We start from the raw sequence: 19,262 nt of genomic DNA on the forward strand, positions 1-19,262 counted from the left end.
GTCGGTGGTGCGCTGGGCGGCGGTGCCGGTACGGCGGCAGGCAATGCGATGGGCGGCCGCTCGGGCGGTCTGATCGGCGCGGCCGTCGGCGGCGGCGCGGGTGCCGCGCTCGGCGGCAACATGTCGCGCTCGAACTCGTACGACGACGACGACCACTACCGCGGAAAGCGCCGCGGTCATCACAAGCACCATCATTGATCGGCCTGCGCCGGTCTTTACCGAAACGAAGCGCCCCGTGATTGCGGGGCGTTGTCCGGATGGGATAGTCCCCTACGGAAATGAAAAAAGCCGCAGCGCGATCGCTGCGGCTTTCGTACTTTTCCAGCCGGCGGATTACCGTCCGCCCGGCTCCGGCAGGTACGGGCCAATGCCTGTCGGATAACTGCCCGGGATCAGCATCGACGAATCGAGACGGCCGATGGTCGTGCGGCCGGTCAGCGCCATCGTCACATCCATCTCCTTCGCAATGACCTCCAGCGCGCGGCGCACCCCCGCCTCGCCCATCGCCCCCAGACCGTACAGGAACGGACGCCCAATGAGCGTCCCCTTCGCGCCCAAGGCCATCGCCTTGATCACGTCCTGACCGGAACGGATGCCGCCGTCGAGCCAGACCTCCGTGTCGCGCCCCACCGCCGCCACAATGTCGGGCAGCGCGCGGATCGTCGAGATCGCACCGTCAAGCTGACGCCCGCCGTGATTGCTCACCACGATCGCGTCGGCCCCGGTGTCGCGTGCGGCACGCGCATCTTCGGGGTCGAGCACGCCCTTGAGCACGAGCTTGCCGCCCCACCGCTTCTTGATCCACTCGACGTCGTTCCACGACAGGCGCGGGTCGAACTGCGCCGCCGACCAGGCGGCAAGCGAACCGATGTCGTCCACGCCCTTGGCATGACCCACGATGTTGCCGAAGGTGCGTCGGCGTGTCCCCAGCATGCCCATGCACCAACGCGGCTTGGTCATCATGTTGGCGATGTTCGGCAACGTGAGCTTCGGCGGCGCCGACAGGCCATTCTTGATGTCGCGATGACGCTGACCGCTGATCTGCAAGTCCATCGTCACCATCAGCGCCGAACACCCTGCGGCCTTGGCCCGGTCGATCAAACGCTCGATGAAGTCGCGGTCGCGCATCACATACAACTGGAACCAGAACGGCGCCTTGGTGTGCGCCGCCACGTCTTCGATGGAGCAGATCGACACGGTCGAGAGCGTGAACGGCACACCGAACGCTTCAGCCGCACGCGCCGCGAGAATCTCGCCGTCGGCATGCTGCATGCCTGTCATGCCCGTCGGCGCCAGCGCCACCGGCATCGCGACCGGCACCCCCAACATCGTCGTGCGCGTACTGCGATGCTCGATGTTCACGGCAACGCGCTGCCGGAACTCGATACCGCCGAAATCCGCCGCATTCGCCCGATAGGTCGTCTCCGTCCACGACCCCGAATCGACATACTCGTAAAACATGCGCGGCACTCGCCGCTGTGCGAGAACCCGCAAGTCCTCGATGGTGGTAATCACTGCCATGCTGTGTCTCTTCTTCCGGGAAATTCCAACCGTCTTTGGGTGGTTAATTAATATGTTATATAATTTTTACTTCGGCTTGACGAGATCCACGAGGGACTGCGTGTGTTTAATTGTCTTCAGCACGATGTTCGACTGAATCGACATCACGGCAGGCGCCCGGTATAGCTCATTGACGATGAAATCGGAGTAGTGCGCGAGGTTACGGGCTCTCACCGTCAAGATGTAATTCGCCGAGCCGGTGACAATTCGCGCAGTCACGACTTCCGGCCAGTTCTGCACACATGCGAGAAACTTTTCATGCCACTGATCGACGTCCGGACGGAGCGTAATTTGCACTAACGCCTCGAACTCCAGGCCGATATGCTGCGCGTCCACGATGCAGCGGTATCCGGAAATCACCCCGCGATCCTCAAGCAATTTCACCCGGCGAAGGCAGGCCGATGGCGACAAGCCGATGGCATCCGCCAACTCCTGGTTGGAGATGCGTCCATTGAGTTCCAGATGGCGGAGGATGCGCAGATCGGCAAGGTCAAGGTTCATTGGCAGAATCCGTCAAGTTTTCACGGATTCTGGCAGATCCTTCGATTCGCCGCCAGTTGCCCGACAGGAATGGCAAGCCGCCTCGTACCGAGAAGACTCCGTGACCATCTAAATCGGAAGGCACAGCGGATCCGTTTTTAAGTCGTAGTCCGTCTACAAGAGAAAGGAGCCCCATGAAGTCTGCAATTCCGGCCAGTCTGGCCATCCTCTCGGCCACCTGCGGCCTCGCCTTCAGCACCACCGCTGCCGCCCAAAGCGCCGTCACCCTGTACGGAATCGTCGATCAAAGCGTGCGGTATCAAAACAACGCCAACGCCAACAACGACGCCCTGTGGCAAGTGACCAACGGCGCCGTGACCAACAGCCGTTTCGGCTTCAAGGGCTCGGAAGACCTCGGCGGCGGCACGAAGGCGATCTTCCAGTTGGAGTCGGGCATCAACCCGCAAAACGGCCAACTCACGAACGGTCCCCGACTGTTCGATCGCTATGCTTTCGTCGGCCTGCAAAACCAGTACGGCGCCATCAAGATCGGCCGTCAGGCAACCGAGGCGTTCAACGTCTACGGCGACTTCGATCCGCTCACGATCGGCAACTACGCGAACAACTCGTGGATGTACAACATCACGCGCGGCCGCGTGGACAACGCCGTGAGCTATGCCGGCACGTTCGGCGGCCTATCGGTCGGTGCGACTTACGGTTTCGGCAACACCGCAGGCACGATGGCCGCCAGCAACTACTGGGGCACCCGTGCTGCATACACAATGGGACCGTTGCAGGTCGCCGGCGTGTATCAGCAAGCGCGAGACGCCGCCAAGCGCGTGCAGCAGATGTGGGGGCTGGGCGGTATCTACAGCGTCTCCATCGCCAAGGTGTTCGTCGGCTACATGGGCGGCCGCGATCGCAGCGGCTGGCTCGACGGCACGCTCAACGATCCGGCGCACGCCGTCACCACAGGTAACCTGAACGACAATCCGCGCAAGGACATGACGTTCTATCTCGGCACGACGATCCAGGCCATGCCGAACCTCGCGATCACGGGCGCCGCGTATTTCGACGACATCAAGAACATCAACGCCCAGGCGAGCGACGCCGGTTCGGGCCGTCGCTACACGTACGTGCTGCTCGCCGAGTACGCCCTGTCGAAGCGCACGCAAGTCTACGGCACCGTCGACTACAACAAGGTCAGTGGCGCCGCGCGCGTGGAACTGCCGGGAAACTCGACGCAAGTGGGCGTGGCAACGGGTATCCGCCATATCTTCTAAGCCGATGGGGTGAAACGCAGACTCGTGCTGCCCCCCCCCTCAAGCCTGACGCTCCCGGCCAGACGCCGTCATTGAAAACGACGCGGGGGCACCGAAAGGTGCCCCCGACAGTTCGTTGCGTGCCTGAACTTACTTGGCCGACTTGCGCTGTTTGACGATCCGCTCCAGCAATTGCCGTGTCTGCTCGAGTACCGCTTCACGCACCATCCGATTGCGCTCGGCGTTCGGTTCGTTGGCCCATCCCATCGAACAATCGACGGAGCGGCGCATCACGCGAAATGCCATGCCCAGCGTGCTAATACACACGGCGCGAATGCGCATTGCCTCGTTATCAGGCGCTACCCCCGCGAGGCGGGTCACGATGTTCGCGCCAACCGCCGCGATCCGTCTCGAAAAGCGCTCGTGAAACGCCTTGAACCCGGCTTCCGGCCCGAGCCCCGCTTGCTCGCGAGCCATGAACATGTGCCAGCCATCGATCTCCGGCACCTCCTCCATAAAGCCCGCCTTGCGGTTCTGTAGCTCGCAAAAGGCATCCATGAGTTGCTTGTCGGTCGCGTCGGGGTCGGCCACCACACGCTCGGCCGACTCGATCGCCTCACCCATCTGGCCCAGCACAAGACTCAGGATGTACTCGACGCACGCCTTGTACACCCCTTCCTTGTTGTCGAAGTAGTACTGCAGCGCCGGCGCGTTCACACCCGCCTCGTTCGCAATGTCTCGCGTAGATGCGCCGGCAAAGCCGTATTCCCCGAAACACTTGATCGCCGCGAGGATGATGCGCGCGCGCGTTTCCTCGCCACGTTGATACCCCGTGTCGACTGCATGCCGCGGACGCGTTGCCACGCCCCGAGCACGCCCTGCACGTGAAGTCCCTGTCATGTATGTCCTTGCTTGCCAAATCCTTCGTCAAAAATATAACACTTGACACAAATCGATCAACTGGAATAATTATGCCAAATGGAATAATTTGAGGAAATTCCCATGACCAACGCAGCACAGGTCGAACAGGCGGAATCGGCGCCGCCCACCGCACGTCAGGCGCAAGCACCGGCCGGCAAGGTCGCAGAGCCCATCCAAACGCCCGGCCAGACAAAGGTACCGGCCAACCCGCGTCGCAAAAAGATCCTGCTCGGCGCGCTGGCGCTGGGCGTCGTTGCCGCGCTGGGCTGGGGCGGGCACTGGTGGTTTGCCGGGCGCTTCATCGAGTCGACCGACGACGCCTACCTGCAAGCCGACAGCATGACCGTCGCGCCGAAAGTGGGCGGCTATGTGACCGAAGTGCTGGTGCGCGACAACGAAGCGGTGACGGTCGGCCAGCCGCTCGTACGCCTCGACGGGCGCCAGTACCAGGCTGCCTACGACGAGGCGCAAGCAACCGTCGTGGCCCGCGAAGCCGACGTTGCCCGGGCACAGGCGGAACTCTCCCAGCACTCGGCGACCATCGCACAGGCACGCGCCGAACTCGACAGCGCACGCGCGAACGCCGCGTACTCGTCCGGTCAGGTCAAACGCTACGTACCCTTGGTCGCCACCGGCGCCGAAACCGACGAGCGTCTCGCGGAACTGCGCAATGCCAGCGCCCGCGCCGACGCCTCGCTCAAGAGCAATGAGGCCAGCTTGCAAGCGAGCGAACGGCAGACGGACACGCTTACCGCCGCGCTAGCGCAGGCCAAAGCGCAATTGACGGTGGCACAGGCTAGCGCGCGCAAGGCGGACCTCGACCTCGCGGACACGGTGGTCAAGAGCACGCTGGCCGGACGCGTTGGCGATCGCGCGGTGCGCGTCGGCCAGTTTGCGCAGCCGGGTACACGACTGCTCACCGTCGTGCCGGTGCAAAGCCTCTATCTGACGGCGAACTTCAAGGAAACGCAGGTCGGCCGTATGCGTCCCGGTCAGTTGGTGACGGTGCATGTCGACGCCCTGCCCGGCGAGCCGATCCGTGGTGTGGTCGATTCGCTCTCACCCGGCACCGGCGCGCAGTTCGCGCTGCTGCCCGCGCAGAACGCCACCGGTAACTTCACGAAGATCGTGCAGCGCGTGCCGGTGCGCATCCGTCTCGATGTGCCTGCGTCGCTGCGTTCGGTGTTGCTGCCGGGCCTATCGGTCACGGCAGACGTCGATACGCATCGCAACGCGCTGGCCGCGCCTGCCAAACAGGCGGCCCACTCGGGCCAGGCCAGCGGTGCGACCGCCCAACAGCTCTCGCTCAGTGCGCCGCTCGATGCCATCGTCGGCCCCCTCACGAACGCGGCGCGGTCGCCCACGAACGTTGGGGGGCAACGTGGCTGACGGTGGCGTGGTGAGCGCTTCGACGTCGTCGCTTTCGCCCGCTACGCTGACGCGCGATCAGGCGCGCAGCACCGTGGCGGCGGGTGGCGGCGGCGGTAGTGGTGGAGGTGGTGGAGGTGCACGCGTTGGCGCCGCGGCACCGTGCAACGCGTCGGCGTCGGACTGGATCGCCGTGGCCGCGGGCGCGCTGGGCGCGCTGCTGGCCACGCTCGATATTTCGATCACCAACTCGGCACTGCCTCAGATTCAAGGACAGATCGGGGCCTCGGGCACCGAAGGCACCTGGATATCGACCGGCTACCTGATGTCGGAAATCGTCATGATTCCGCTCGCCGCGTGGCTGACGCGCGTGCTCGGGCTGCGACGCTTTCTGATGCTCAACGCCGTCTTCTTCACGCTCTTCTCAATGATGTGCGGTGCGTCGAACAGCCTGCCCGAGATGATCGTCGGCCGCATCGGACAAGGCTTCGCAGGCGGCGCCATGATTCCGACGGCGCAGATGATCATTCGCACGCGTCTGCCACGCCATCAGATGGCAGTCGGCATGGCGATGTTCGGTCTGATCGTGCTGCTGGGACCGTTGCTCGGCCCGGTGGTCGGCGGGTGGCTGACCGAGAATGCCAACTGGCGCTGGTGCTTCTTCCTGAATCTGCCAATCTCGGCGGCCATCGTCACGCTGCTCATGCTCGGTCTCAAGCGCGAGCCGGCCAATCTGCAAGCCTTCTTCAAAGCGGACTGGCTGGGCATCGTGGGCCTGACCATCGGCTTGAGTTCGCTCACCGTGGTGCTCGAGGAAGGGCAACGCGAACGGTGGTTCGATTCACACCTGATCGTCTGGCTGTCGATCGCGTCGGTCATCGGCATCGGCATGATGCTCGTGGCGCAGTTCACGGCCGAGAAGCCGATCGTCAAGCTCTCGCTGCTCGGCAACAAGAATTACGCGAGCGTGATCTATATCGTCTTCACGGTGGGCGCGGGGCTCTACGGCGTGTCGTATCTGCTGCCGCAGTTCCTCGCCACGATTGCGGGCTACAACGCGCAGCAGTCGGGCAACATCATGCTGCTCTCGGGGCTGCCCGCGTTCCTGATGATGCCGTTCCTGCCACGCCTCATCAGCCGGGTGGACATTCGTCTGCTCGTGATTCTCGGGCTACTGTGCTTCTTCGCGAGTTGCATGCTAGACATCAGCCTGACGGCGCAAAGCGTGGGCCACGACTTCACGCTCTCGCAATTGCTGCGCGGTGTGGGGCAAATGCTCGCGATGATGCCGCTCAATCAGGCGTCGATGGCAGCCGTCGACGCGCAGGATGCCGGCGACGCGGCAGGTCTGTACAACATGGCCCGCAATCTCGGCGGGTCGGTGGGACTCGCATTGCTCGGCACGCTGATCGACCGGCGCACCGACTATCACGACGCCATGCTGCGCGAGGCGATCACCGCCAACGGTGCGCTGGGGCAGGAACATCTCGCAGCCAATGCGGCGGGCTTCGTCGCACAGACGGGCGACATGATGCACGCGCAACTCCAGGCCACCGCCCAACTCGCCGCCGACATTGCGAGGCAGGCGAGCGTGATGACGTTTTCCGAGACTTTCTATGCGCTGGGTATCGCGCTGCTGCTTTGCGTGCCCTTGGCCCTACTGCTTAAGCAACCGACCGGATTCAGTTCCGGCGGCCATTGAATCATCATGACGCTTCCGATCCGAACACTGGCCCTCACGGTATGCCTTCTCGCCACCGGCTGCACCGTCGGTCCCGACTATCGTGGCGCACCCGAGGTCGCGGGCGACGCCCTGCATGCCGGGGCAACGTTCGCGCATGCGGGCGAAGGCGTACAAGCGCACACGCCCGGCGTCGCCCGGTGGTGGACGGCGCTGAACGATCCGCAGCTCACCGCGCTGATCGACGACGCCATCGCACATAGTCCGGACATCCGGGCGGCACAGGCAAAGGTGCGTCAGTCGCGCGCGAGCCTGCGCAGCCATCAGGCCGACCTGCTGCCTAAGGCGGGCGTCGATCTGGCGATGGTGCGCACGCGCTCACCCGATCTGAGCCTGCTTGGCGGTAACAACGGCAACGGCGGTGGCCGTGGCCCGCTCGACCTCTACGTCGCAGGCTTCGACGCTAGTTGGGAAATCGATTTGTTCGGCGGTACGCGACGCGCCGTCGAAGCCGCCGGTGCCGATGCCGACGCGGCGTCGGAGGATCTGGCCGATGCCCACGTGCAACTCGCCGCCGAAGTGGCCCAGACTTACGTTGCGCTGCGCGATCAGCAGGCACGGCTTGCGCTCGTGCACGATTCGGCGCAATTGGAAGGCGAAATGCTCGATCTCACCCGTCAGCGCCGGGCGGGCGGTGTCGCCTCGGAACTCGACGTCGAACGGCTCGTGACGCAGGTGGAGCAGACGCAATCGCGCGTGCTGCCGCTCGAAGCGGATGTCATCGAATCGCTCGATCAGTTGGCACTGCTGACGGGGCGCGCACCGGGCACACTGGACACTGAATTGAAGGCATCCAAGGCGCTCCCGAGCGTGCCCGCGAAGGTCGCCATCGGCGATCCGTCTGCCCTGTTGCAGGCGCGACCGGACATTCGCGCCGCCGAGCGCCGTCTGGCATCGCAGAGCGCGCAGATCGGCGTGCAGACCGCCAACTGGTTTCCGAAGCTCTCGATCATGGGCGAACTCGGATATTCGGCGCTGGACCCTGGCCATCTCGTGCGCAAGGACAACTTCAGTTGGATGACGATGCCGCGCCTGCAATGGAACGTGCTCGACTTCGGACGCGTGCAGGCCGGCGTCGACGGCGCAAAAGCGGGTCGCGATCAGGCGCAGGCGAAGTACGAGAGCGCCGTACTCACCGCGTTGCGCGACGCCGATGTGGCGCTCGCCCGCTACGGGCATCAGCGCGAGAACGTGTACCGGTTGCGCAGCGTGGAGGCGTCGGCCACGCGGGCGGCGACGCTCACACGTCAGCGCTATCGCGCCGGCACCGCGAGCACGCTCGATTGGCTGGATGCGGAACGCACGCGCTTTTCCGCCGAGCAAGACCGTATCGCCGGTGACGCACAGCTTCTCAAATCGTTCGTGACGTTGCACAAGGCGCTGGGTCTGGGATGGCAGGTCGCCCCGGGAAGCGGGGAAGGCTGACGCGATGGCGCCGGGCACGACGACGTTCGATGCAAGACGTCGTCGCGCCTGACGATGGCGGGAACGATGAATGCCGAACAGTGCGATACTTTTCGCCGGCACAAGCGAAAACGCTCCAGAAGCTTTCGCCTCTGGAGCGTTTTTGCCAACTGGGTTGGCGCGGCTGGCAGGATTCGAACCCACGACCCCTTGGTTCGTAGCCAAGTACTCTATCCAACTGAGCTACAGCCGCACTTACTGCACGTGAGACACCGATCAGACGATCCTGCTGCTGTCGATTTGCCTTCTCATCGACGCGGGCCGAATGTGCATGACATGCGGCGCGTCGCTGGGAAGGACTCTCCCGAAAAACTAAGGGTCTCCCCGTGAGGAGACCCTCGAATTAGGTGGCGCGGCTGGCAGGATTCGAACCCACGACCCCTTGGTTCGTAGCCAAGTACTCTATCCAACTGAGCTACAGCCGCGTCGTGAGAACAGAATTATGTAAGAAACCAGACCGCTTCGCAAGCGTTTTTTGCAATTCTTTTGTCACATCTGCGGTTTGTCCGTTACATCGGCCATTCCGTGCGGGATTAGCGCGGAATCCCCCACACTGGCAAGTCTTTGCCGCTAGAGCAATTACTCCACGCAAACCCGCATCAAATCAGGGCTTTCCATGTGCTCGCCCTGGAGACGGCACGGTATGCTACGGCTTTTTGCAGCGCGTCGATGGGCGCGTTTGCCGCGCATGCGAGACCCGGACAGGGGAGACGACACGTCTGGAGCCCTCTCTCGCATTGCCAAAAGTACTGCGATGAAACGACGCACCGCGCGCCCAAGCTCTTCCCCCGGCGACGACGATGCGATAAAAATCAAATTCAAGGAGGCGCTCATGGAAAAAGTCTGGCTCAAGAGCTATCCGCCCGGCGTGCCGGCCGAGATCGACGTCAATAAGTATCGTTCGCTGAACGATCTGTTCCTGCAAAGCTGCCAGAAGTTTGCGGATCGCCCGTCGTTCACCAACCTCGGGGTAACGATGACTTTCGCGGACCTCGAGCGTAAATCGCGCGATTTTGCCGCGTATCTGCAAAGTCTGCCCGGCCTGGAACGCGGCTCGCGCGTGGCGATCATGTCGCCGAACCTGCTGCAATATCCGGTCGCTGTCTTCGGCATCCTGCGTGCGGGGATGGTCGTCGTCAACGTCAATCCGCTCTACACGGCAGGCGAACTCGAGCACCAACTGATAGACGCCGACTGCGGCGCCATCGTGGTGATCGAGAACTTCGCCGCCACGCTGCAAAAGGCGCTGCCCAACACACCGGTCAAGCACGTCGTCACGACGGCTATCGGCGATCTCGTGCCCGCACCGAAGCGCTGGATCGTGAACTACGTCGTGCGTCACGTGAAGAAGATGGTGCCCGAGTGGAACATCCCCCACGCCGTGCCGTTCCGTACCGCGCTCGCGCAAGGCGCACGTGCACAGCATCAGGAAGTGCAACTGGGCCACGACGACATTGCGTTCCTGCAATACACCGGCGGCACCACGGGGGTCGCCAAAGGCGCCATGCTCACGCATGGCAACATGATCGCCAATATGTTGCAGGCGCGTGCCTGGATCGGCTCGGGTCTCGAAGAAGGTAAGGAGATCATCGTCACCGCCCTGCCGCTCTATCACATCTTCTGTCTGACGGCGAACTGCCTGGTATTCCTCCAGTTGGGCGCACTCAACCTGCTCATCACCAACCCGCGCGACATGCCCGGCTTCGTGAAAGAGTTGGGCAAATGGAAGTTCACGTTCATGACGGGCGTGAACACGCTCTTCAACGGGTTGCTCCACACCCCCGGCTTCGACCAACTCGACTTCAGCGCGCTCAAGTGTGCGCTTGGCGGCGGTGCTGCCGTGCAGCGTGCGGTGGCCGATCGCTGGCAGAAGGTGACCGGCCATCCGCTCATCGAAGCGTACGGTCTGACGGAGACGTCGCCCGCCGTGTGTATCAACCCCCTCGGCAGCGAGTTCAACGGGTCCATCGGCCTGCCGATCTCGTCAACGGACGTGAGCATTCGCAACGATGCCAACGAAGCCCTCGGCTTCGGCCAGGAAGGCGAAATCTGCGTGCGTGGCCCGCAAGTCATGAAGGGCTACTGGCGTCGACCGGACGAGACGGCCAAGACCATCACGCCGGACGGTTGGCTGCGCACCGGCGACATCGGCACGATGGACGAGCAGGGCTATGTGCGCATCACCGACCGCAAGAAGGACATGATCATCGTGTCGGGCTTCAACGTGTATCCGAACGAGGTCGAGAGCGTGCTGGCCATGTGCCCCGGCGTGCTCGAAGCGGCAGTCGTCGGCGTGCCGAGCGATCGCACCGGCGAAGCGGTGAAGGCCGTGATTGTCAAGAAATCGCAGGATCTGACCGAGAAGGTCATCATCGACTTCTGCCGTGAGCACCTGACGAACTACAAGGTGCCGCACTTGATCGAGTTCCGCAAAGACCTGCCCAAGACGCCCGTGGGCAAGGTGCTGCGTCGCGAACTGCGCTGATGACTCTGCCCCGCAAGTTGTTTCGTCGTACGTAACTTAACGTAACGAAGCGAAGGGAAGCGGAACGGAAATTCGCGTGACAACACAAATGGCCGGGAGCGATCCCGGCCATCGTCATTTCAGCGATCGAGACGTCGATCGAGGCGTGAACCTCGATCGGTAACCTTTGGTTACAGACGTCTCGCGCGCGCCTTGGTAAAACACGGGTACATCAGGCCGCACGCCCGGTGATTCGCGTCAACACATGGGCAGCGGCCGCCATGCCGAATGTGGCTGTCACACACATGCTCGAACCGAAACCCGCGCAGTTCAGGCCCTGTGGCCCCGCAGCCGCTTCGGGGCCCTCGCCCGGTGCACAGACCGCTTCCGGGTACTGCAAGGGCTCGTCCGAGTACACGGCGGGCACATTGAACTTGGCTTTCGGTCCGCGGACAAAACCATGTTGCTTGCGTAACTGCGCACGCACTTTTGCAAGCAGCGGATCCTGGATCGTGCGGGCGAGATCGTCAATACGGATACGTGTCGGATCGATCTGACCGCCCGCCCCGCCAACGGTGATCAAACGCTGCTTATGTGCCACGCACCAAGCGATAAGCGCGGTCTTCACCCGTACGCTGTCGATGGCGTCGACAACCCAGTCGAAGCTGCCGCTCAACATGGCATCTAGGTTCTCCAGCTCCACGAAGTCCTCGACGAGCGTAAGCTGGCAAGCAGGATTGATGGCCACGATTCGCTCGGCCATCGCGGCAACTTTCGGTTTGCCGTAGTTGCCGTCCAGGGCGTGCACCTGACGATTGGTATTGCTTTCGGCGACGTTATCGAGATCGATGAGCGTGAGTCGGCCCACGGCGCTGCGCGCCAGCGCCTCGGCCACCCACGAACCGACGCCGCCGATGCCGATGACGGCCACGTGGGCATCGCGCAAGCGCGCGAGACCGTCGTCACCGTATAAACGCGCGATGCCGCCAAAACGGCGGTTCGCGTCAAAATCTTCCTCCGATGGCGTGGCAGGCACCGGAGCAACAACGATCGACGGGGTACTGTTCATGATGCGATGGGTAACGTCCTTGAAATGGCTAGCGATCACGATAGTCGCCATCGTGCTGGCATTCGCGGCGTTCATCACGTGGTTTGACTGGAACTACGCCCGGCCCTTTATCAACCGGGAAGTGAGCACCGCGACCGGCCGCCCGTTCGAAATCCGGGGCGACCTCTCGCTGCACTGGCTGGCGCCGAACACCCAGGCCCCTGGACTGGGGCGCTGGCTGCCGCGGCCTCGCCTGATCGCGAATGATATCGTGTTAGGCAACGTTGCGTGGAGTCAGACGCCGGACATGATCACGCTCGGACGCCTCACGTTCTCGCTCGAATGGCTGCCACTGCTCGACAGGCATGTGGTGCTGCCCGAAGTCGCCTTATCTGCGCCCAAGGTCATCGTGGAGCAGCGCGCCGACGGACAGAACAACTGGACCTTCACGAAGGGCGACGGCCAGCCGTCCCCGTGGAAACTGGCCATCGGCCGCCTGATTCTCGAAGACGGCGTGGTGCGCGCCAATATCGCTCCCCAGCAACTCGATCTGATCGCGAACATCGCCACCATCGACGGGCAGGCACCTTACGGCATCGGTGTCTCGCTCAAGGGCTCTTTCCGAAAAGTTGCCGTGACCGGCAAAGCCCGAGCCGGCGACGTCCTCTCGCTCGAAGACGCCGGTGACCCTTACCCGCTCGACGCCAGCGTGCGCATCGGCCGCACGCAGATCGCCGCGACGGGGACGTTCACGAATCCGGCCACGCTGTCGGCGCTCGACATGCATCTGCGCCTGTCCGGCCCGACGATGGCCGACCTCTATCCGATTACCGGCGTGCTGCTGCCGGAAACGCCTGCCTACGAGACCAACGGGCATCTGCTGCACACGGCCGGCGTATGGCGTTATGAACGCTTTCAGGGCAAGGTCGGCCAGAGCGATCTGTCGGGCACGCTCGTGTTCCGTCGGCGCGAGCCGCGCAACCTCCTGCAAGGCGCTGTCGTATCGAATCAGTTGCGGCTGGTCGATCTCGGGCCGGTCGTGGGCGGACGGAATCCGTCCGGCGGCAGCGATCTGTCGGGCAAACCCAAAGCGCCGCCATCAGACAAGGTACTGCCGGTCGATCCCTTCAAGACCGACCGCTGGCGCGCCATCGATACCGACGTGCAATTCACCGGCCGCAAGATCATCAAGGACAAGAGCCTGCCGATCGACAACCTTGTCACGCACATCTTGCTCGACGACGGTGTGCTCTCGCTCCGGCCGCTGGAGTTCGGTGTCGCCGGGGGACGCATCACGTCGACACTGGTTCTCAACGGCCAGACCGAACCGATGAAGATGGACTCGCAGGTCTCGCTGCGCCACCTGAAAATGAAGCAGTTGTTGCCCGAAGTCGATCTGATGAAGACGAGTGTCGGCGAAGTGAACGGCGACGCGGCACTGACGGCAACCGGTAATTCGATTGCCGCATTGGCCGGTTCGGCGAACGGCGAACTCAAGACGCTGATCGACCGCGGCTCGGTGAGCAAGTTGCTGCTGCAATACCTGGGGCTCAACGTGGGGAACATCGTTCTGACCAAAATCTTCGGCGATAAACAGGTCGAGATGCGATGCGCGGCAGCAGACTTCGCGGTCCGCGACGGCCTGATGGACGCACGCACGTTCGTGATCGACACCGACGACACGAGCATTGGTGTCACCGGTCAGGTCGATCTCAAGCGCGAGCGCTTCAATCTGACGATCCGGCCTGAGCCGAAGCACTTCGGCCTCCTGTCGCTGCGCTCGCCGTTTCATGTGCGCGGAACGTTCAAGCACCCGGACGTCGGTGTCAACGTGCCGACGCTGGTTGCCCGTGCCGGAGGCGCCATTGCACTGGGCGTGCTCGCCCCGTACACCGCGCTCGTGCCACTGCTTGAACTCGGCCCGGGCAAGGACAGCCCGTGCGGCGAACTGCTCGCCAGCCTGCAACATCCGGCGAGCCGGAATCCGTCGACCGTCAAACCGGTGCCCGACGCCAACGGCGCCAAAGCGGGTGCGCAACGCAGCCGAACCCATGGTCAGCGTGCGCCGGCGGCCACGGCGCCCGTTTCCGGTAACGGCCGGGAAGCGCCGTGAATCCCGGTCGCTTCGGGCACTGGCTTCGTACAACCGAAACAATGCCCATGCCGTGCTCAGGGATTTGCCGCCGTCACGTCACACGATTTCGAGAACAGCAACGGCCAATCGGCAAAACTACTTCACTCCTTAAATATCAAGCACATGGCGTGAGATGACCGCCTCGCGGGGCATTCGAAGCATTGGTGCACACCCCTATGCGACGAATCGCCACGCGCGCACGTTCGCCGACTCTTCGCTATACTGTGTCGCAACCCCAACCGCAACAGACTGATATTGACCGTCGTGACTCAGACGCTTTCTCTCGCGGACCTGCGCAAAAACTACGCCCTCGGCTCACTTTCCGAGACCGACGTGGCGTCCAGCCCGTTCGGTCAATTCCAACGATGGTTTGAGCAAGCGCTTGCCGCCGAACTGAACGAGCCGAACGCAATGACGCTCGCCACGGTCACACCGGACGGCCGGCCGGACGCCCGTATCGTGCTCCTCAAGGGTGCGGACGAACACGGGTTCACGTTCTTCACGAATTACGAGTCGCGCAAAGGCCAGGAACTGGCCGCCACGCCGTACGGCTGCCTGCTGTTCCACTGGATCGAACTCGAGCGTCAGGTGCGCATCGAGGGCCGTGTCGACAAGGTGAGCGAAGCCGAGAGCGACGCTTATTACCACTCGCGCCCGGTAGGCTCCCGTCTGGGCGCCTGGGCCTCGGTGCAAAGCGCCGAAGTGGCCGATCGCAGCATCATCGAGCAACGCGAAGCGGACTTCCGGCGCCAGTTCGGCGACGCCCCGCCGCGCCCGCCGCACTGGGGTGGCTACCGGCTTGTCCCGGAGACCATCGAGTTCTGGCAGGGCCGCGAATCGCGCCTGCATGATCGCATCAAGTATTTCCGGCTTGCCGACGGGTCGTGGCGCGTGGCGCGCCTGTCCCCCTGAACGTTTTGTGTCGGCTACGCCGACGCGGTACGCCTGCCCGCCCGTTCTGACGAGGAGACGTCACCGTGCCGTGCGGTACGGATTGCAGTTTTTTTGGTGACACTTGGAGCGTATCCATGTTGTGGGAGAAAAAACTCGAAAACTGGGTCAGCGGCGTCAAGACATCGTCGAACCTGCCGATCCGGCTCGCACTCTGGAATGGACAGCACTATGATTTCGGTGCCTTCGACAACCCCAGCGTAACGTTGCGCATCAATGGCCCCGCGGCCATGACGCGTCTACTGAGTCCCAGCCTCGACAATCTCGGCGAGGCTTACGTGAAGGGCGAAATCGACGTCGAAGGCAAGCTCGCCGACGTCATCAACATGAGCTACGCGCTCGCCGGTAGCAGTCTCTCGACTATCGGCCCGCTGGAACGCGCCGTACGCCACTTCAATCACAGCAAGAAGTCCGACAAACGCTCGATCGAGTTTCACTACGACGTGTCGAATGAGTTCTACCAGTTCTGGCTGGACAAGAACATGGTCTATTCGTGTGCCTACTTTGAAAACGGCGACGAAGACCTCGACACGGCACAAGAGAAAAAGATCGATCACATCCTCACCAAGATCCAGTTGCAGCCCGGGCAGACCCTGCTCGATATCGGCTGCGGCTGGGGCGCACTGGTGATTCGCGCTGCGCAGAAATTCGGTGCGAAATGTGTCGGCGTCACGCTCTCCGAGAATCAGTTCGCCCTCGCCACGGAACGAGTCAAGCAACTCGGCCTCGAGAACCAGGTCGAAATCCGCATTCAGGATTATCGCGACGTGACAGGCGAGTTCGATCGCATCACGAGCGTGGGGATGTTCGAGCACGTTGGGCGCAAGAACCTGCGGGACTATTTCGCCAAGATTGCGTCGTTGCTCAAGGACGACGGCATCGCCATGAACCACGGCATCACGTCGACCGATCCGGATAGCGGCGAGACGGCGATGGGCGGCGGAGAGTTCATCGACAAGTACGTGTTCCCGAACGGCGAGTTGCCGCACATCAGCCTCGCGCTGGAATCGATGCAGCGCGGCGGGCTCGAAGCGAGCGACGTGGAAAGCCTGCGCCGTCACTACGCCCACACGCTTACGCTCTGGTCCGAGCGCTTCGAAGCGCACGCCACCGAGTTGCGCAGATTGGCCGGCGAAGAGCGCTTCCGTGTCTGGCGCGTGTATCTTGCGGGTTGCGCGTATGCGTTCGAGCACGATCACGTCTCGATCTATCAAATCGTTTGCCGCAAGGCGGGCCTGTCGGCCAAGCGTCTGCCTTGGTCGCGCCGTTACATGTACGAGAACCGATGAGCCAGTTCGATCTGTTCGGCACGCCGCCTGACGATCCTCCGACAGGCGGGCGTGCCGGGCAGGTCGATGGCAACGCTCCCGCGCAGCAAAGCACCGACCCTCGCAAGCGCGCCGCGCGCCGTAGCGGCGTCGGTGCTGCCGACATTCCCGCTGCCACGCAGACGCTGGGCAATCAATTGCCCGGCCGCATTCGCCTGGGCACTTCGTCGTGGTCGTTTCCCGGCTGGAAAGGCATCGTCTGGGACGACGATTACAGCGACACTAAACTCTCCCGCCAAGGACTGACGGCCTACGCGAGCCATCCGGTATTGCGCTGCGTCGGCATCGACCGGTCGTTCTACAAGCCGATGTCGATCGTCGAGTATCAAAAGTATGCACAGCAGGTGCCGGACGACTTCCGGTTTCTGGTCAAGGCGCCGAGCGTCGTGACCGATGCAGTCGTTCGCGGCGAGAAAGGCGAAGGGCTGAGCGTGAACCCCTGCTTTCTCGATGCACGGATCGCCACCGAGCAATTTGTCGCGCCCTGTCTGGCCGGACTCGGGCCGAAGGCGGGCGTATTAGTGTTTCAGGTGTCGCCGCTGCCCGTCGAGTTGCTGCGCGACATTCCCGCGCTGGTTCAACGCATAGAAGCGTTTTTCGCCGCCCTGCCGCCATTGCCCCAAGGGGAAATATCGCCCGAAGGCGTCGCCACTGCGGGGCCGTGCTACGCGCTGGAAATTCGCGATGGCGCGTTGCTCACACCACGTCTCATGCGCGCATTGGGACAGTTGGGGGTGCGCTATTGCATCGGCCTGCACGCGCGCATGCCTCACGCGGAACGCCAGGCGGCAGCGCTCGCCATGCTCGACGAAACGGGGGCGGGCCCGCTTGTCGTGCGCTGGAATCTGAACAGCGGGCATCGCTACGAACAAGCCAAGGCGAAATACGCGCCGTTCGACAAGATCGTCGATCCCGATCCGGCAACACGCAACGTGCTCGCCGCTCTCGCCACGCATTACGCCCTGGCCGGGCATCCCGTCTACGTGATCGTCAACAACAAGGCCGAAGGCTCCTCCCCCCTGTCGTGCCAGGCGCTGGCCGAACGGATCAACGAGTTGTCTCGGACATCGTCTGCCGCCAGCGCGGATTGACGACGATCTCCTTGCCCTTCCAGCCCTCCTAGCCCAATTTCGCCGCACTGAAACGACAATGGCCCGAGCCGGCAAACCGCCGGCCCCGGGCCATTGTCATCGCACTGGGCGAGGAGACCTTACGCTACGAGATGCACAATCGGCACGTCCGGATTCACATCGGCCTCGTAATCGACACCGTCGATCTCGAAGCCGAACAGACGCAGGAATTCGTGCTTGTAGCCGACGAAATCCGTGAGTTCGTACAGGTTCTCGTCGGTCACCTTATCCCACAGTGCCGAGACTTCCGCCTGCACGTCCGCCGAGAGTTCCTTCTGGTCGGTACGCACACGGCCTTCGTCGTCGAGGCGCGGCGTCGCGCTGTACAGGCTGTCCTGGTACAGACCGTAGATCTGCTCGATGCAACCTTCGTGCGTGCCCTTGGCCTTCATGACCTTGAACAGCAGCGAGAGGTAAAGCGGCATCATCGGAATAGCCGAGCTGGCCTGCGTGACCAGCGCCTTGAGCACGGCCACGCGTGCGTCGCCACCGTTCGCGGCGAGCTTGGCGCGAATATTCAGCACCTTCTCGTCGAGGTCCTTCTTGGCCGCGCCGATGGAACCGTTCCAATAGATGTCGTGGGTAATCTTCTCGCCGAGATACGTGAACGCCGTCGTCTTGGCGCCCGGCGCGAGCACACCGGCCTCGGCGAGCGCGTCGATCCACATCTGCCAGTCTTCACCGCCCATGACGGCCACGGTGTTGTCGATCTCTTCCTGCGAGGCCGGCTCGAACACCGAAGCCTTGACGACTTCCTTGTCGGTATCGATACCGCGCAGCGTCACCGACTTGCCGATCGGCTTGAGTACCGAGTTGAACACCTGCCCCGTTTCCGGATGCGTACGGCGCGGCGCGGCGAGGCTATAGACGACCAGATCGACCTGACCGAGATCGTTCTTGATCGTCTCGATGGTCTTGGCCTTGATTTCCTTGGAGAACGCGTCGCCGTTGATGCTCTTCGCGTAAAGCCCCTTCTCGGTGGCGAACTTGTCGAAGGCTGCGGTGTTGTACCAGCCCGGCGTTCCCGGCTTGGTCTCGCTGCCCGCACGCTCGAAGAACACACCCAGCGTTGCAGCATCGGCGCCGAAGGCGGCGGTAATACGCGCGGCCAGCCCGTAGCCGGTCGACGCGCCAATCACGAGCACCTTTTTCGGGCCATTCGCGATCGGGCCCTGAGCCTTCACGTAGTCGATCTGTTGCTTGACGTTGGCTTCGCAGCCAACGGGGTGGGTGGTGACGCAGATGAAGCCGCGCACGCGTGGCTTGATGATCATGGAAACCTCGTTCACAAAATTCGTTGATGCCGGCTCACCCGGCAAACACCGCGCATTGTAAACGAGGTCGGGCCTGGCCCGGCATTTTGACGGGCTTTTGCCCGTCCTGTGCTTTGCTTTTGCGCCATGCGGCGTCG

The 19,262-nt window shown here is 63.0% G+C and carries 14 protein-coding genes, 2 tRNA genes and 1 pseudogene; 10 read left to right on the forward strand and 7 right to left on the reverse strand.

Features of this window, described 5'->3' with window-relative positions:
• Positions 1-198: pseudogene (locus PHO31112_RS21360) on the forward strand (hypothetical protein); the annotation flags it as partial.
• A gap of 135 nt (positions 199-333) precedes the next feature.
• Here the strand turns inward: PHO31112_RS21360 and PHO31112_RS21365 are convergent.
• Positions 334-1,521 carry an alpha-hydroxy acid oxidase gene (locus PHO31112_RS21365; RefSeq protein ID WP_150622853.1) on the reverse strand — a complete coding sequence of 396 codons (1,188 nt, stop codon included), beginning with the start codon at positions 1,519-1,521 and terminating at the stop codon, positions 334-336.
• Positions 1,522-1,587: 66 nt separating this feature from the next.
• On the reverse strand, positions 1,588-2,061 hold the full coding sequence (locus PHO31112_RS21370) for an Lrp/AsnC family transcriptional regulator (protein WP_150622855.1): 474 nt from the start codon (positions 2,059-2,061) through the stop codon (positions 1,588-1,590).
• A gap of 173 nt (positions 2,062-2,234) precedes the next feature.
• On the opposite strand from PHO31112_RS21370, the gene PHO31112_RS21375 reads away from it, so the two are divergent.
• On the forward strand, positions 2,235-3,323 hold the full coding sequence (locus PHO31112_RS21375; protein ID WP_150622857.1) for a porin: 1,089 nt from the start codon (positions 2,235-2,237) through the stop codon (positions 3,321-3,323).
• Positions 3,324-3,452: 129 nt separating this feature from the next.
• Here the strand turns inward: PHO31112_RS21375 and PHO31112_RS21380 are convergent, their stop codons facing one another.
• Positions 3,453-4,166 carry a CerR family C-terminal domain-containing protein gene (locus PHO31112_RS21380; protein ID WP_246178447.1) on the reverse strand — a complete coding sequence of 238 codons (714 nt, stop codon included), beginning with the start codon at positions 4,164-4,166 and terminating at the stop codon, positions 3,453-3,455.
• A 138-nt stretch (positions 4,167-4,304) separates the two neighbouring features.
• Between PHO31112_RS21380 and PHO31112_RS21385 the strand changes: the two genes are divergently transcribed.
• The 3 genes from PHO31112_RS21385 to PHO31112_RS21395 all read left to right on the forward strand — a co-directional run bounded on the left by PHO31112_RS21385 (position 4,305) and on the right by PHO31112_RS21395 (position 8,757).
• Positions 4,305-5,612 carry an HlyD family secretion protein gene (locus PHO31112_RS21385; RefSeq protein WP_150622861.1) on the forward strand — a complete coding sequence of 436 codons (1,308 nt, stop codon included), beginning with the start codon at positions 4,305-4,307 and terminating at the stop codon, positions 5,610-5,612.
• A gap of 172 nt (positions 5,613-5,784) precedes the next feature.
• Complete coding sequence (locus PHO31112_RS21390; protein WP_246178459.1) at positions 5,785-7,293, forward strand: DHA2 family efflux MFS transporter permease subunit; 1,509 nt, start codon at positions 5,785-5,787, stop codon at positions 7,291-7,293.
• A gap of 6 nt (positions 7,294-7,299) precedes the next feature.
• Positions 7,300-8,757 (forward strand): efflux transporter outer membrane subunit, encoded by a 1,458-nt coding sequence (locus PHO31112_RS21395; RefSeq protein WP_150622865.1) that lies wholly within the window; start codon positions 7,300-7,302, stop codon positions 8,755-8,757.
• Between the two features lie 155 nt (positions 8,758-8,912).
• On the opposite strand, the gene PHO31112_RS21400 is transcribed toward PHO31112_RS21395, so the two are convergent.
• Together PHO31112_RS21400 and PHO31112_RS21405 are read right to left on the reverse strand one after the other, a co-directional pair.
• Positions 8,913-8,989 (reverse strand) — tRNA-Arg (locus PHO31112_RS21400).
• Between the two features lie 155 nt (positions 8,990-9,144).
• Positions 9,145-9,221: transfer RNA gene (locus tag PHO31112_RS21405), tRNA-Arg, on the reverse strand.
• A 407-nt stretch (positions 9,222-9,628) separates the two neighbouring features.
• Between PHO31112_RS21405 and PHO31112_RS21410 the strand changes: the two genes are divergently transcribed.
• Complete coding sequence (locus PHO31112_RS21410; protein WP_150622867.1) at positions 9,629-11,281, forward strand: AMP-binding protein; 1,653 nt, start codon at positions 9,629-9,631, stop codon at positions 11,279-11,281.
• A gap of 211 nt (positions 11,282-11,492) precedes the next feature.
• Here the strand turns inward: PHO31112_RS21410 and tcdA are convergent, their stop codons facing one another.
• A complete protein-coding gene (tcdA, locus tag PHO31112_RS21415; RefSeq protein ID WP_150622869.1) occupies positions 11,493-12,329 on the reverse strand; it encodes a tRNA cyclic N6-threonylcarbamoyladenosine(37) synthase TcdA in 837 nt (278 codons plus the stop codon).
• 19 nt (positions 12,330-12,348) lie between these two features.
• On the opposite strand from tcdA, the gene PHO31112_RS21420 reads away from it, so the two are divergent.
• The 4 genes from PHO31112_RS21420 to PHO31112_RS21435 all read left to right on the forward strand — a co-directional run bounded on the left by PHO31112_RS21420 (position 12,349) and on the right by PHO31112_RS21435 (position 17,812).
• Positions 12,349-14,421 (forward strand): AsmA family protein, encoded by a 2,073-nt coding sequence (locus PHO31112_RS21420; RefSeq protein WP_246178449.1) that lies wholly within the window; start codon positions 12,349-12,351, stop codon positions 14,419-14,421.
• Positions 14,422-14,706: 285 nt separating this feature from the next.
• Positions 14,707-15,354: a pyridoxamine 5'-phosphate oxidase gene (gene pdxH, locus PHO31112_RS21425; protein ID WP_150622871.1), complete on the forward strand. Its 648-nt coding sequence runs from the start codon at positions 14,707-14,709 to the stop codon at positions 15,352-15,354.
• Positions 15,355-15,470: 116 nt separating this feature from the next.
• Positions 15,471-16,682, forward strand: coding sequence for an SAM-dependent methyltransferase (locus PHO31112_RS21430; RefSeq protein ID WP_150622873.1), 1,212 nt, complete (start codon positions 15,471-15,473; stop codon positions 16,680-16,682).
• Positions 16,679-17,812: a DUF72 domain-containing protein gene (locus PHO31112_RS21435; protein ID WP_150622875.1), complete on the forward strand. Its 1,134-nt coding sequence runs from the start codon at positions 16,679-16,681 to the stop codon at positions 17,810-17,812. The genes PHO31112_RS21430 and PHO31112_RS21435 overlap by 4 nt, the downstream gene beginning before the upstream one ends.
• A 119-nt stretch (positions 17,813-17,931) precedes the next feature.
• Here PHO31112_RS21435 and fabV read toward each other — a convergent pair whose 3' ends face one another.
• A complete protein-coding gene (gene fabV, locus PHO31112_RS21440) occupies positions 17,932-19,125 on the reverse strand; it encodes an enoyl-ACP reductase FabV (RefSeq protein ID WP_150622877.1) in 1,194 nt (397 codons plus the stop codon).
• Positions 19,126-19,262 lie beyond the last annotated feature (137 nt).

The organism is Pandoraea horticolens (genome assembly GCF_902459555.1).
GTDB classification, from domain to species: domain Bacteria; phylum Pseudomonadota; class Gammaproteobacteria; order Burkholderiales; family Burkholderiaceae; genus Pandoraea; species Pandoraea horticolens.

What these genes read in the sequence shown, in the direction of transcription:
- PHO31112_RS21365 (WP_150622853.1), bottom strand. Translation starts at nt 1,521, where the DNA reads ATGGCAGTGATTACCACCATCGAGGACTTGCGGGTTCTCGCACAGCGG.
- tcdA (WP_150622869.1), bottom strand. Translation starts at nt 12,329, where the DNA reads ATGAACAGTACCCCGTCGATCGTTGTTGCTCCGGTGCCTGCCACGCCA.
- PHO31112_RS21375 (WP_150622857.1), top strand. Translation starts at nt 2,235, where the DNA reads ATGAAGTCTGCAATTCCGGCCAGTCTGGCCATCCTCTCGGCCACCTGC.
- PHO31112_RS21435 (WP_150622875.1), top strand. Translation starts at nt 16,679, where the DNA reads ATGAGCCAGTTCGATCTGTTCGGCACGCCGCCTGACGATCCTCCGACA.
- PHO31112_RS21370 (WP_150622855.1), bottom strand. Translation starts at nt 2,061, where the DNA reads ATGAACCTTGACCTTGCCGATCTGCGCATCCTCCGCCATCTGGAACTC.
- PHO31112_RS21385 (WP_150622861.1), top strand. Translation starts at nt 4,305, where the DNA reads ATGACCAACGCAGCACAGGTCGAACAGGCGGAATCGGCGCCGCCCACC.
- fabV (WP_150622877.1), bottom strand. Translation starts at nt 19,125, where the DNA reads ATGATCATCAAGCCACGCGTGCGCGGCTTCATCTGCGTCACCACCCAC.
- PHO31112_RS21430 (WP_150622873.1), top strand. Translation starts at nt 15,471, where the DNA reads ATGTTGTGGGAGAAAAAACTCGAAAACTGGGTCAGCGGCGTCAAGACA.
- PHO31112_RS21410 (WP_150622867.1), top strand. Translation starts at nt 9,629, where the DNA reads ATGGAAAAAGTCTGGCTCAAGAGCTATCCGCCCGGCGTGCCGGCCGAG.
- PHO31112_RS21395 (WP_150622865.1), top strand. Translation starts at nt 7,300, where the DNA reads ATGACGCTTCCGATCCGAACACTGGCCCTCACGGTATGCCTTCTCGCC.